Below are 12,941 nucleotides of genomic sequence, written 5' to 3' on the forward strand. Positions count from 1 at the left end.
CGCTGCGGCAGGCGCACGCTTCTCGCGCCGGACAAGCTTGCCACTGCCCCCGCAGCGCGCGGCAGCGGAGCAGTCGATCCGGAACATTACTGCGAAGAGCGACGACTGAAAAGTCGTGCGAACCCCATTTTCGAATTCCCGCACGCCATCCGGCGGAAGGCTCGTGCATTCAGGAACGCGCCTTGCTGGATACCGGGCAGCAAACTGGGGGAGTGAGCAATGCACATCGGCCACAGCGTCGGCAAGGCGGCCGCGTGGCTTGCCGTGAGCGTCACCCTGGCGCTTGCCGCGCTGGTGATCGTCATCGTGACGTTCGACTGGAATCGAGCCCGGCCCTGGATCGATGACAAGGTGTCGGACGCGATCGGACGGCAGTTCGCCATCAATGGCGACCTGCAGGTCGGGTGGCGTCGGCCCGCGAGCGAGCACGGCTGGCGCGCCTGGGTGCCGTGGCCGCGATTCATCGCGCACAATGTCACGATCGCCAACCCCGACTGGGCGCGCACGAAGTATTTCGTCACGCTGGATGCGATCAGTTTCGAGGTCGAGGCGCTGCCGCTGATGGCGCGCCGCATCGTGATTCCGGCAATCGATCTGGTCAATCCGTCCGTCGACCTCGAACGCCTGAAGGACGGGCGAGCCAACTGGACGTTCAAGTTCAAGCAGTCCGCCCAACCGGGCCGATGGGCGCTCGACCTGCATGAGATCGCGTTTGCCCAAGGCAATCTCGGCTACTACGACCAGCAGAAGCAGTTCGACCTGAGCGCGGTGATCGACACGCTTGGCCAGCCGATCCCGTTCGGCGCGGTGATGAAACAGCAGGAGGCGTTGGCGCACCACGAATCGGCACGGGCCGTCGGCCCGGCAGGGCAAAAGAAGCTCGCGGCCCAGGCGCACGCCGGCGCGGCGCAACCGGTGGTTCCGGCATCGGGTGCCGAAGCGGCGTCACGCGCATCGGCAGCGGCTTCGCAAGCCGTGGCCGCTGCTTCGCATGCTGCGGCGACGACTTCCGGCACCGCGATCGCCCCGGCTGCGTCAGGCCCGGCGGCGGTATCGAACGCCCCCGCGACTGCCGCACCGGGGGCGACGGCCTCGGCGGCCTCGGCGGCCTCGGCGCCCGCGGCCTCCACCGGCGTCGGCACTTACACGATTGGCTGGTCCGTCAAGGGAACCTACAAGAAGGGCAAGGTCGCCGGCACGGGCAAGATCGGCAATTTGCTGGACGTGCGGGGCGCGCAACGTCCGTTTCCGGTTCAGGCCGATTTGCGCTTCGGCGATACGCACCTGGCGCTGGTCGGCACGCTGACGGACCCGTCTCACCTGGCCGCGGTCGATCTCCGGCTGTGGCTTGCGGGCACCAGCATGGCCAAGCTGTATGACGTCACGGGCATCACGCTGCCCGAAACCTCGCCCTATGCGACCGACGGCCGGCTGGTCGGCCAGTTCCGGGCGTCCGGCAACGTCTTCAAGTACGAGAACTTCACGGGACGCGTCGGCGGCAGCGATCTCGGCGGCACGCTGGTGTACGTGTCGCGCGAACCGAGGCCGTTGTTGTCCGGGACGCTGGAGTCGAGGCTGCTGCAGTTCTCCGACCTCGCGCCGCTCATCGGCGCCGACACGAATGCCAGCAAGGCGCGGCGGGGCGCCGCGGTCGCACAGCCCGCGAACAAGGCGTTGCCGGTCGAGACATTTCGCACGGACCGCTGGAAGAAGATCGACGCCGACGTTCGATTCGCCGGTCGGCGCATCGTCAAGACCGCGAGCCTGCCGATCACCGACCTGTCGACCCATCTCGTGATGCATGACGGCGTGCTGACGCTCAACCCGCTGAACTTCGGTGTCGCGGGCGGGACGCTGGCGTCGAACATTCACCTGGACGGCAGTGGCGTACCGCTCAAAGGGCGGTTCTCGCTGCAGGCGCGGCATCTGAAACTCAAGCAGCTGTTCCCGACCTTCCCGGTGATGCAAACGGCGCTCGGCGAGGTCAACGGCGATGCCGCGTTATCGGCCACCGGCAATTCGCCGGCGGCGCTCGCCGCGACTGCCAACGGCGAGGTGAAGACCTTGGTGACCGACGGCACGGTGAGCCTCTTGCTGATGGAAGCCGCGGGGCTGAACGTCGCCAACGTGGTGTACGAGAAACTGTTCGGCACACGCGACGTCAAGATCAACTGCGGCGTGGCCGACTTCGTGGCCACCAACGGCGTGCTCGACTCGCGCGTGTTCGCGCTCGACACCGAGGATGCGGTGATCGGAATGGACGGCAACGTGAACCTGCGGGACGAGACCATGAACCTGACGATCCATCCGCATACCAAGGGATTCCGGGTGATTTCGCTTCGCTCGCCGCTGTACGTCACCGGATCCTTCAAGCAACCGCACGTCGGGGTGAAGGCGGGCGCACTGATCGCGCGTGGCGGTGCCGCGGTCGGGCTGGGCTTGCTGAACCCGCTCGCCAGTCTGCTCGCGCTGCTGCAGCCGGGCCGCAGCCGCCCGTTGCCGTGCGGGCAGATGCTGGCCGACATGGAGCGGCGCCCGGTCGCGCCGCCGCCGGGTGTCCGGCAGAAGATGAAGGCGGCGCCGGCGTACATGAATGCGCCGGCGGGGGCTTCCTCGGCTTCCGCGCCGGTGGGTGGCGAACTTCGGCATGGGAAGTGAGTGAGGCGTGCGGTAGCAACGCGGACGCTTCGCGCCGACGCGGGTGCCCCACCACGCGTCGCCGGTACGCAAGCGTCGCGGCCGCGTCGACCGGGCCGCCTAGACGGCCCCGGCAAAGGTGCGGCGCAGGCCGACCGCGGCTTCCCATTGCGCGCCGATTGCCGTTTCCAGCGCGTCGCGGGACCGCAGGTGCGCGTGGCGCGCGGCGAGCACATCGCTCATATCGGCCTGGCCTGCGTCATACAGTCTGGCCGCATTGCGTGCGGCGACCTTTCCGGCCGCCTCGGCGCGTTGCCACTCCTGCATCGAGCGATCCGATGCGGACCACCGGGCCAGGCTCGTCTCGACGTCGACGAGCGCCGCCAGCATGGCCTTTTCGTATTCGGCCATCGCTTCCTGCGCGCGCGCATCGTGCACCGCGACGTTGGCGCGAATCCGGCCACCGTCGAGGATGGGCAGCGTCACCGACACGCCATAGCCGACGGCCACGCGAGGCGCGGCGCCATCGCCGACCGCGGCCAGCCTTTCCTTCGTCCCCGCCCACTCGATCTGAAGGCGCGGATAGACCTCTTTCCGGGCGGCGCCGGCACGGGCGAGCGCGGCGTCGAGTGCGCGCGCCTGACGCTGCACGTCGGGCCTGCGCTCGAGCAGCGTGGCGGGCAACACCGTCGCGGGCGGCGCGGGCAGTGCGGCCGGCACGGCTTGCGCGCCGAGCTCGGGCGCCTGGGGGCTGCCGACGAGCAGCGCGAGCTGATGCAAGCGCACCCGGTGTTCGCCGTCGAGCTGGGCAAGCGACGCCTGTTCCTGCGCCAGTTCGGCACGCCAGCGTTCGACATCCAGCGCCGTCACCTGGCCCGCGGCGAATTTGCGCTCCGCCACGACCGCCTGCCTTTGCGCAACCTCGAGCGCCTCGCGCTTGAGCGCTGAGCGCCGCTCCAGCGTGCGCAATTCGAAGTAGGCGTTACTGACGTCCGCGGCCAGCGCAATGCGGGTCGCACGGAGCGCCTCGCGAGCGACGGCGCTGTCGGACCGTGCGGCGTCCACCAGCAACGCACCGCGCCCGAACAGATCGACTTCCCACGCGGCACGCAAGCCGACGCCGCTGCGCTCCGCACGCGGATCGACGCTGTTTTCGCGCCCGCGCTCGCCGCGCGCCATCGCATCCAGCCGCGGGCGGCGCTCCGCCTCGGCGCTGTCGCCGAGCGCGCGCGCCTGCGCGAGGCGCGCCGCGGCGATCTTCAGGTCGCGATTGGCATCGAGCGCGCTGTCCACCAGTCGATCGAGCACCGGATCGCCGAAATCCCGCCACCACATGTCGCCGACGGTGCCCTGCTTCCCGGGCGATGTCTCGACCCATTGCGAGGGCGCCGCAACGGCGGGCGCCGTGGCGACGTGGCTGGGCGGGGCGATCGCACAGCCGCCGAGGGCGAGTGTCGCGGCAAGAGCAAGACAGGTCAGCGCTCGGTGCGCGGAAACAGGGCGGGAAACAACGGTCGTCATGGATTTACCTTGAGTCTTGACATGGAGTTCGTGAAACTATACTGTACGTATAGTTTAGTTTCAATCCCAAGGAGATGCACCATGTCGACTTCCGAGCGACGAGCCGGCCGCAGCAGTTCGCGCGACCGTCTTCTCGATGCCGCGGCCGAGCTCGTGGCCAGCCAGGGTATCCAGAACCTGACCATTGAAGCCGTGGCCGCTGCCGCGAAGGTCACGAAAGCAGGCCTTGTCTACCATTTCAAAACGCGCGACGACTTGCTGGCTGCGCTGATCGAGCGGGTGGTCGGCGAACTGGACATGCTGGACCTGCGGGCGCAGGAGGCACGTGACACGCGTGAGGCGGACGATGCCGCGAAGCCGTTGAAGTCGTCGCTGGCCGAACTGTCGAAGCTGACCTTCGACATGCCGGAAGACCGCCGCCTGCTGCTGGCCAACCTGCTGGCCGCCACGTCGTTGTATCCGCATCTGGCCGGTCCCGTGCGGGATTTCTACTCGCGCAGCTATGCACGGGTCGCGCAAAGCGGCCCCGATGCGGGGCAGGTGCTCGCGCTGGTCGTCGCCCTCGACGGCATCGCCCTGCTCGAAGTGTTCAACCTGCACCGGTTTACGCCGGAGCAGCGCCAAGTGTTGCGCGACACGCTGGAAAGCGCGATTCGCAAGCTTCCCTGAGCTCCCTCATTCATTTCGAAGGTTTTACGATGCATTCCCGTTCCATGCCTCAAGCGGGCAGGCTGGTACTCTGCGCGCTCGTCTCGGCAACGCTGCTGTCGGCATGTCAGCCATCCGCCGCGCCGGTTGCCGACGTACCGCGGCCCGTCAAGGTCGAAGTGGCCGGCGGTGCCGGCCAGGCGCACGCCGACACCTTCGTCGCGACGCTGCGCGCGCGCCAGCGCACCGACCTCGGCTTCGAGTCGTCGGGCCGCGTCGTCGCGATGCTGGTCGACGTGGGCGATCGCGTCCGGGCCGGGCAGGTGCTCGCACGCCTGGACGAGTCGCCGGCACGCTGGCGGCTCGACAGGGCGACGGCCGATCGTGCGGCCGCCGCCGCGACCCTGGCCGAGCGTCGTACCCACCTGCGTCAGCAGGAGGAACTCGCCCGCGACGGAATCATTTCCGCGCCCGCGTTGCAGGCCGCACAGGCATCGCATCAGCAGGCCGCGAGCCAGCTGGGTGTCGCGGAGGCCGCGGTGGCGAGCGCCCGGCGCGACCTCGCGTTCACGCGCATCACGGCCCCGTTCGACGGCGAAATCGTGGCGCGTCAGGTCCAGCCGTTCGTGGATGTCGCCGCAGGCCAGAGCGTGCTGCAGATGGAGGCCGGCCGCGCGCTGGAAGCCGTCGTGATGCTGCCGGACACGATCGCCGCGACGCTGTCGCCCGGCGCCGAAGCCCACGCGGTCAGCGGCACGGATCGCGTGACGCTGACCATGGAACGGCTGTCCGGCCGGAGCGACAACGGCTCGCTGGTGCAAGCCATCTTCCGGGTCCAGGGTGCCCCTTCCGGGCTGCGCAGTGGCGGCGTGCTGTCCGTGGCGCTGCCGCGCGGTGAAGCGCATGACATCACGCTGCCGGCGACGGCCGTCATGGCCGGCACGGAAGCCGGCCGAGGCAGCGTCTTCGTCATCGACGGCGCCAGCCAGACGCTGAAGCGCCGCGCGATTCGCACGGGCGGGCAACTGCTGCCGGATGGGCGGGTCGCCGTGACGCAAGGCCTGCGCGCCGGCGAGCAGGTCGTGGTCGCGGGGACCGCCGTCCTGAACGAGGGCCAGTCCGTCGTCACGTATCGGGCGCAGACCCTTCTGCAGGGAGCGCGCTCGTGAAGCTGACCCAGGCCGCACTCAATTCCAGCCGGCTCACTTTCTTTGTCGCGCTGCTGATTCTCGTGACCGGCGCGTTCACCTTCCTCACGTTCCCGTCCCAGGAAGAGCCTTCCACGACCGTTCGCGATGCGCTGGTGTTCGTCGCGAACCCCGGCATGCCGGCCGAGCGGATGGAGCAGCTCGTCGCCCGGCCGGTGGAGGAGCGCCTGCGCCAATTGAACGAACTGAAGCACGTCACGAGCACCGTGCGTGACGGCAGCGTGATCCTCCAGGTTTCGTTCCGTGAAGACGTGCATGCACTGATGCCGGTGTTGCAGCGCATGCGCGCCAAGGTCGACGAAGCGGTGCCGCTGTTCCCGGCCGGCACGCTGCCTCCGCAGATCGACGACGACTTCGGTCGCGTGGCGATCGCGTCCATCGCGGTGACCGCGCCGGGGTTTTCGATGAGCGAGATGCGCGAACCGCTGAAGCTGCTGCGCGAAGGGCTGTACCGCGTGCCCGGCGTGCAGGGCGTCAGCTTTCATGGCCTGCAGGAGGAGCGCGTCTATATCGAATTCGACCGCGCCAGAATGGCGGGGCTGCATTTGTCCGCCGCGTCGGTCATGCAACAGCTGCAGAAGCAGAACGTCGTGCAGTCCGGCGGCCGGCTCGTGCTGTCGGGCCTGAACAGCGCGGTCGTCAGCTCCGGCGAAATCCGCTCGCTGCAGGCGCTGCAGGATTTCACGCTCACCGTGCCGCCGGCCGGCGCGCGCGCGGAAGCCGCGCAGGGCACCGTGCGTCTGGGCGACATCGCCCAGGTGCAGGTTCGGCCCGTCGATCCGCCCGAGTCTGCGGCGATCTTCCGCGGCGAAGACGCGGTCGTCCTCGGCATCTCGATGCGCAAAGGCCAGAACGTGAAGGCGGTCGGCCAGGCGCTGCGCGCGCGTCTGGACGAATTGAAGCAGCAGTTGCCCGCCGGTTTTTCGCTCGACTACGTGACCTTCCAGGCGGACGTGGTCGAGCGGGAAATGGGCCGCATGAACCAGGTGATGATCGAGACGATCGTGATCGTGATGATCGTCGTCGTGCTGTTCCTCGGCTGGCGCGCCGGCGTCGTGGTGGGCGGCATCGTGCCCCTGACCATCCTGGCCACGCTGCTCGTGATGCGCTCGCTGGGCATCGAGCTGCACATCGTGTCGATGGCCGCGATCATCATCGCGCTGGGCTTGCTGGTCGACAACGGCATCGTGATCGCGGAGGACGTCGAACGCCGCCTCGCCGCGGGCGAGGAGCGCCGTCACGCGTGCATCGAAGCAGGCCGTACGCTGGCGATCCCGCTGCTGACGTCATCGCTGGTCATCATCTTCGCGTTCTCGCCGTTCTTCTTCGGCGACACCGCCACCAACGAATACCTGCGCCCGCTCGTGGTCGTGCTCACGCTGTCGCTGCTCGGGTCGTGGCTGCTCTGTCTGACGGTGACGCCGCTGCTTTGCTATTTCTTCCTGAAATCCGGCCATCACGGCGAAGGCCATGCGCACGAGCACGATGCCGACGCGACGGTCAAGCAAAGCCGCTTCTACGGTGCCTATGCCCGCCTGATTCGCCGCGTGCTCGACCACAAGGGGCGGTTCCTGGTCGTGATGACTGCCTTGCTGGTCGGCGCGCTCGCGATCCTGGCCACGCGTCCGGCCGGGTTCCTGCCCGCTTCCGACCGGCCGCAGTTCCAGGTCGAACTCGAGCTGCAGCCGGGGAGCGATGCGCGGCTCACGCGCGACGTGGTTCGCGACCTGAGCCGTTGGCTCGACGATCGCAAGCGCAATCCCGAGGTGACGACCAGCATCGGCTATGTCGCCGACGGCGGCCCGCGTGTCGTCCTGGTGCTCAATCCGCCGCTGCCTGCGTCGCATATCGGCTACGTCACGGTCAGCGTCGCGAAGCCGCAGGATCTCGACGCCGTGATCGCACGAACCCAGGCGTGGATGACGCAACACCATCCCGAAGTGCGAACCGATGCGAAACGCTTCTCGCGCAGCGCCCACGACGCCGGCACGGTGGCGTATCGCGTGTCCGGTCCCGACGAAGCCGTGCTGCGCGAGATCGGCCGCAAGATCCAGGCAGCGTTGCATACCCAGCCGGGCATCGTGCAGATTCACGACGACTGGGGGCCGCGCGTGCCGCGTGTCGACGTCGAGATCGACCAGAACAAGGCACGGCGCCTGGGCGTCAGCAGCGAGGACATCTCGACGGCGCTGGCCACGCGGTATACCGGCGTCAACGTGTCGGTGTTGCGAGACGGCGATACGCTGGTGCCGTTGGTCGTGCGCGGCGCGCAAGCCGAGCGCGCGCGGCCGGAAGATCTCGCCAATACGCTGATCCATCCGGCTGCGGGCGGCGCGCCGGTTCCGCTGTCCGCGGTTGCGACGGTCACGTTGAATACCGAGCCGTCGACGATTCGACGCCGCGACCTGATGCGCACGCTCACCGTGAAGGGCCGCAATACCCACGGCACCGCGCAGCAGGCGGTCGATCAGCTCGCGCCGGCCGTCGGCCGGATCGCGTTGCCGCCGGGGTACCGGATCGAGCTGGGCGCCGAAATCGAGGAGTCCGCCGAGGCCAACGTGGCGCTCGGCGAGTATCTGCCGCACGCGGTGGTTGCGATGCTGGTGCTGTTCATCTGGCAGTTCGGCTCGTTCCGCAAGCTGCTGCTGATCGTCGGGATCATTCCGTTCGCGATGATCGGCGTCGGGCCCGCACTGATCATCGCCCGCGAACCGTTGGGCTTCATGGCGAACTTCGGCCTGCTGTCGCTGGCCGGGATCATCGTCAACAACGCGGTGCTGCTGCTGGAGCGTATCGAGGTCGAGCTGGCGGCCGGCAAGTCGCGCCGCGAAGCGGTCGTCGCGGCGGCCGTGGCGCGCCTGCGGCCGATCGTGATGACCAAGCTGACCTGCATCGCCGGCCTGGTTCCGCTGCTGCTGTTCGCCGGCACGCTGTGGACCGGCATGGCCGTCACCATCATGGGCGGGCTGCTGCTCGGGACGTTGATTACGCTCGGCATGGTGCCGGTGCTGTATGAACTGCTGTTCAGCGACAGGCTGTCCGGCTGGAGCCGGAAGCTCTTCGGTTCCGGAGCCGTCGATGCGCCCGGGAAATGTTGAAACGGGTCGCCCAGCCGTTTAGCGCCCGTCAATGCGGGCGCATTGGAAACCCGGGTGTGACCAACAGGACAAGGTCCTCCCGGTGTTTGCCGGCTGTTGATGAACGAGGTCGCGAGACCTGCCTCATTTTTTTGAATGGAGCGTCACGAATGAACAAGACGCTGCGGCCCGCAATTCGGTGGCACGTACTCGCTCTCGAATAGTACGAACCTTGCGAATAACCGCGCATACAGTGCCGGCGTGACGTATCAGTTTGAAGGCCTGAAGCGGGGTGCTGCCTGCTCGCAAGCGAACAACGCCGGTCTGTTCGCGGCGGGCGCAGGGAACCCGTCGGTCGATTCGATCAATGGCACTGCATACGGAATCCAGGGCCGCAGCCGCACGCATGGCATCGACAAATCCCGCGTCGCAGCCTCGTGCAACTACCAAGTTGCCGCAAGTTTCCCTGTATGGTCAAATGACCATATCAATTGACCAGTTTGAGTGTAGCCCCCTGACTCGGAAGTCGCGTTTCGGGGGGCAAGAATTTGCCTGCCAAGCAGGGGGCGATGGCGGTGAAACAAACAGGATGGTGGCCGTCGCCCGTCAACTGTCTGCCGACAACGTGATCCACGGCGTCGCTGACTGGCGGTCGACCACGCAGCCCTATCGTTGCGACGAGGGACGAGTCTCGCGTGTTCGAGGCGGCCCGGCATATCCACGCGCGTGATGAGGGGATGGGCGTCGCGCACTTATTCAAATGGGACAGAGGAGATTGGGTATGGAAAAGATCTGGCTTGATGCCTATCCGCCGGGGGTTCCGGCAGAGCTTGATTCCAGCGCGTATCGAAACATCAGTGCATTGATCGAACAAAGCTTCAGCCGGTTTCACGCGAATCCGGCGTTTGCGTGCGATGGAAAGCAGATCACCTATGGTGAGCTCGACGTGATGTCCCGAGCACTGGCCGCGTGGCTGCAGTCACGCGGCCTCGAGCGGGGTGCGCGGGTCGCCATCATGATGCCGAACGTGTTGCAGTACCCGATCTCGATTTGTGCGGTGTTGCGCGCCGGCTACGTTGTCGTCAACGTCAACCCGCTCTATACGCCTCGCGAGCTGCAACACCAGCTGAATGACAGCGGCGCGGAGGCGATCGTCATTCTCGACGGCTGCACGGCAACGCTGGATGCAATCCTTGCGCACACGCAGGTGAAGCATGTTCTGGTAGCCGCGCAGGGCAACGCGTCCGGCGCGGAACGGAAGCCGAGCCCGTATGCGGCATTTGACGACGCGATCGATGAGGGACGTCGGGGCACATTCGTACCGGCTTCCCAGTCGCCGGACGATGTCGCTTTTCTCCAATATACGGGCGGGACAACCGGGGTGTCGAAAGGCGCGACGCTGTTGCATCGGAACATCGTCGCGAATGTCTTGCAGTCGGACGTCTGGTTCAACCCGGCGCGCGATTTGCGCCCTGACGTGACGCAGTTCATCACGGTGGCGGCACTTCCGCTCTATCACATCTTTGCACTCAATGTTTGCTGCCTGTTGACGATTCACATGGGTGCGCTTTCCGTACTGGTGCCGAATCCGCGGGACATCGGCGGGATGATCGAGTCGCTCGCCGGATACAAGGTCACGAATTTTCCGGGCGTCAACACGCTCTTCAACGCGATGCTCCATCATCCCGGCTTCTCGCGCCTCGATTTCTCCAATCTGCTGCTGGCCAGCGGTGGCGGGATGGCCACGCAGGAAGCCGTCGCCAGGCGCTGGAAGGAGATGACCGGCGCGCCGATCATCGACGGATACGGGCTGTCCGAGACATCACCTTGCGTCGCGGTCAATCCCGTGACCGGGAGTGAGTTCAACGGCACCATCGGCCTGCCGTTGCCCTCCACGGAAGTGTCGATCCGGGACGACGACGGCAACGAATTGCCGCCCGGCGCAGCCGGAGAGCTGTGCATTCGTGGTCCGCAGGTGATGGCGGGTTACTGGCAGCGGCCGGACGAGACCGCGAAGGTGATGACCGAGGACGGCTTCTTCAGGTCGGGTGACATTGCGTCGATCTCCGAGGCGGGCTTCGTGCGAATCGTCGACCGCAAGAAGGACATGATTCTCGTGTCCGGTTTCAACGTCTACCCGAACGAGATCGAAGACGTCGTCGCCAACCATCCCGGTGTATTCGAGGTCGCGGCGATCGGCGTACCCGACGAGCATTCCGGAGAGGCCGTCAAGCTGTTCGTGGTCAGGAAGGATCCGGCGCTGACGTTCGAAGACCTGATGGCGTTCTGTAAAGGCCAGCTGACCGGTTACAAGCGTCCGAAAAGCATCGAGTTTCGCGACAGCCTGCCAAAGAGCAACGTCGGGAAGATCCTCCGGCGCGAGTTGCGGGTGTCGAACCCTTGACGTGATCGACCGAGGTGATGCCGGCAGATTGAGCGGTCGGCATCACCCGTCTCTTAACCGGCACGCGAATGGCATTTCAGAAAAAGTCCGGCGCGCGTCGGCGCCTGGTGCGATGGCGCATCAGGCGCGCTTGCGACACAAGGTCCGCTCACGCATCCCCGGATAGGTCTGCAAGGCCCGCAAGAGCGGGGCTGCCGCCCCATTCGGTCTGCGGGTAAAGGCGCGCTCCGTCAGACGACTTCGAACAAGCCGGCCGCACCCATGCCGCCCCCCACGCACATCGCCACGACGACGTAGCGCGCGCCGCGTCGTTTGCCTTCGATCAGTGCGTGTCCGACCAGGCGGGCGCCCGTCATCCCGTACGGATGGCCGATCGAAATGCTGCCGCCGTTGACGTTGTATCGGGCCGGATCGATTCCCAGCTTGTCGCGACAGTACAGCACCTGGCAGGCAAATGCCTCGTTGAGCTCCCACAGTCCGATGTCGTCGACCGTCAGGCCATGAAGCTTCAGGAGCTTGGGGATCGCGTAGATGGGGCCGATGCCCATTTCCTCGGGCGCATTGCCGACGACGGTCATGCCGCGATAGATGCCGAGGGGCGTCGCGCCGATCTGTTCGGCGGTCTTGCCGTTCATCAGCACGCAGGCGCTTGCACCGTCCGACAGCTGGCTTGCATTCCCGGCGGTCACCACGCCACCGTCAACCACCGGTGCGAGCGCGGCAAGCGATTCGAGCGTCGTGCCGGGACGATTCCCCTCATCCTGCGTGAGCGTGACCTCCCTCCGCCACGTTTCGCCGGTCGCTTTGTCGACGACCAGCATCTGTGTCGTGATCGGGACGATTTCGTCCGAGAAGCGGCCTTCCTTTTGTGCGGCGGCAGTGCGCAGCTGGGAATCGAGCGCGTACTGATCCTGCACGTCCCGCGCGATCCCGTATTTGCGGGAAACGAACTCGGCGGTCTCGAGCATCGGCATGTAGGCGGCGGGCTGCACGGCCAGCACGTTGGGATCCTGGTCGGCGCGCGTCCACTCGAAGTAGCGCGTCTGTACCGCCGAGATGTTTTCCTGGCCGCCGGCGACCACCACCTGCATCCCGTCGCACATGATCTGTTTGGCGGCCGTGGCGATCGCCATCAGGCCCGATGCGCATTGGCGGTCAAGCGTTTGCGCGGCGACCGAAGCAGGCAGCCCGGCCGCCAGCACACCTTGTCGGGCGACATTGTTGCCGGCGGTTCCCGCGTTGAGCACCGAACCGATGACGGCGTCCTCGATGCGATCCGGTTCGATCCCGGCGCGCAGCACGGCATGCCGGATGGCGTGACCGAGCAGGGTGGGCGAGTGCGTGAGGTTGAATGCGCCGCGATAGGCCTTGCCGATCGGCGTGCGCGCGGTGGAAACGATGACGGCATCAATCATATGACATCCTCATGAATTAAACGGAAGCAAC

8 protein-coding genes are annotated in these 12,941 nt (G+C 66.7%); 6 read left to right on the forward strand and 2 right to left on the reverse strand.

Annotated elements, in window-relative coordinates:
• Nucleotides 1–219: 219 nt before the first annotated feature.
• Complete coding sequence (locus CFB39_RS36940; protein WP_089476740.1) at nt 220–2,658, forward strand: AsmA family protein; 2,439 nt, start codon at nt 220–222, stop codon at nt 2,656–2,658.
• 99 nt (nt 2,659–2,757) lie between these two features.
• On the opposite strand, the gene CFB39_RS36945 is transcribed toward CFB39_RS36940, so the two are convergent.
• Nucleotides 2,758–4,158, reverse strand: a complete 1,401-nt coding sequence (locus CFB39_RS36945; RefSeq protein WP_089476741.1) for a TolC family protein — start codon at nt 4,156–4,158, stop codon at nt 2,758–2,760.
• An 81-nt stretch (nt 4,159–4,239) separates the two neighbouring features.
• Here CFB39_RS36945 and CFB39_RS36950 point away from each other — a divergent pair, with 81 nt between their 5' ends.
• The 5 genes from CFB39_RS36950 to CFB39_RS36970 all read left to right on the forward strand — a co-directional run bounded on the left by CFB39_RS36950 (nt 4,240) and on the right by CFB39_RS36970 (nt 11,495).
• The gene (locus tag CFB39_RS36950) at nt 4,240–4,827 is read left to right on the forward strand and encodes a TetR/AcrR family transcriptional regulator (protein WP_179257793.1); all 588 of its coding nucleotides are present in this window, start codon (nt 4,240–4,242) and stop codon (nt 4,825–4,827) included.
• Nucleotides 4,828–4,856: 29 nt separating this feature from the next.
• Nucleotides 4,857–5,975, forward strand: a complete 1,119-nt coding sequence (locus CFB39_RS36955) for an efflux RND transporter periplasmic adaptor subunit (RefSeq protein WP_089476743.1) — start codon at nt 4,857–4,859, stop codon at nt 5,973–5,975.
• Entirely contained in the window at nt 5,972–9,112 is a 3,141-nt protein-coding gene (locus tag CFB39_RS36960) for an efflux RND transporter permease subunit (protein WP_089476744.1), read from the forward strand. The genes CFB39_RS36955 and CFB39_RS36960 overlap by 4 nt, the downstream gene beginning before the upstream one ends.
• Before the next feature lie 240 nt (nt 9,113–9,352).
• Nucleotides 9,353–9,586 carry a hypothetical protein gene (locus CFB39_RS41305; protein ID WP_089476745.1) on the forward strand — a complete coding sequence of 78 codons (234 nt, stop codon included), beginning with the start codon at nt 9,353–9,355 and terminating at the stop codon, nt 9,584–9,586.
• Between the two features lie 286 nt (nt 9,587–9,872).
• On the forward strand, nt 9,873–11,495 hold the full coding sequence (locus CFB39_RS36970) for an AMP-binding protein (RefSeq protein WP_089476746.1): 1,623 nt from the start codon (nt 9,873–9,875) through the stop codon (nt 11,493–11,495).
• Between the two features lie 230 nt (nt 11,496–11,725).
• On the opposite strand, the gene CFB39_RS36975 is transcribed toward CFB39_RS36970, so the two are convergent.
• Nucleotides 11,726–12,910 carry an acetyl-CoA C-acyltransferase gene (locus CFB39_RS36975; RefSeq protein WP_089476747.1) on the reverse strand — a complete coding sequence of 395 codons (1,185 nt, stop codon included), beginning with the start codon at nt 12,908–12,910 and terminating at the stop codon, nt 11,726–11,728.
• Nucleotides 12,911–12,941 lie beyond the last annotated feature (31 nt).

The organism is Burkholderia sp. AU6039, from assembly GCF_002223365.1.
GTDB lineage: Bacteria > Pseudomonadota > Gammaproteobacteria > Burkholderiales > Burkholderiaceae > Burkholderia.

Excerpts from the sequence above, each read along its gene's own strand:
- CFB39_RS36940 (WP_089476740.1), top strand. The coding sequence starts at position 220 with ATGCACATCGGCCACAGCGTCGGCAAGGCGGCCGCGTGGCTTGCCGTG.
- CFB39_RS36945 (WP_089476741.1), bottom strand. The coding sequence starts at position 4,158 with ATGACGACCGTTGTTTCCCGCCCTGTTTCCGCGCACCGAGCGCTGACC.
- CFB39_RS36950 (WP_179257793.1), top strand. The coding sequence starts at position 4,240 with ATGTCGACTTCCGAGCGACGAGCCGGCCGCAGCAGTTCGCGCGACCGT.
- CFB39_RS36955 (WP_089476743.1), top strand. The coding sequence starts at position 4,857 with ATGCATTCCCGTTCCATGCCTCAAGCGGGCAGGCTGGTACTCTGCGCG.
- CFB39_RS36970 (WP_089476746.1), top strand. The coding sequence starts at position 9,873 with ATGGAAAAGATCTGGCTTGATGCCTATCCGCCGGGGGTTCCGGCAGAG.
- CFB39_RS36975 (WP_089476747.1), bottom strand. The coding sequence starts at position 12,910 with ATGATTGATGCCGTCATCGTTTCCACCGCGCGCACGCCGATCGGCAAG.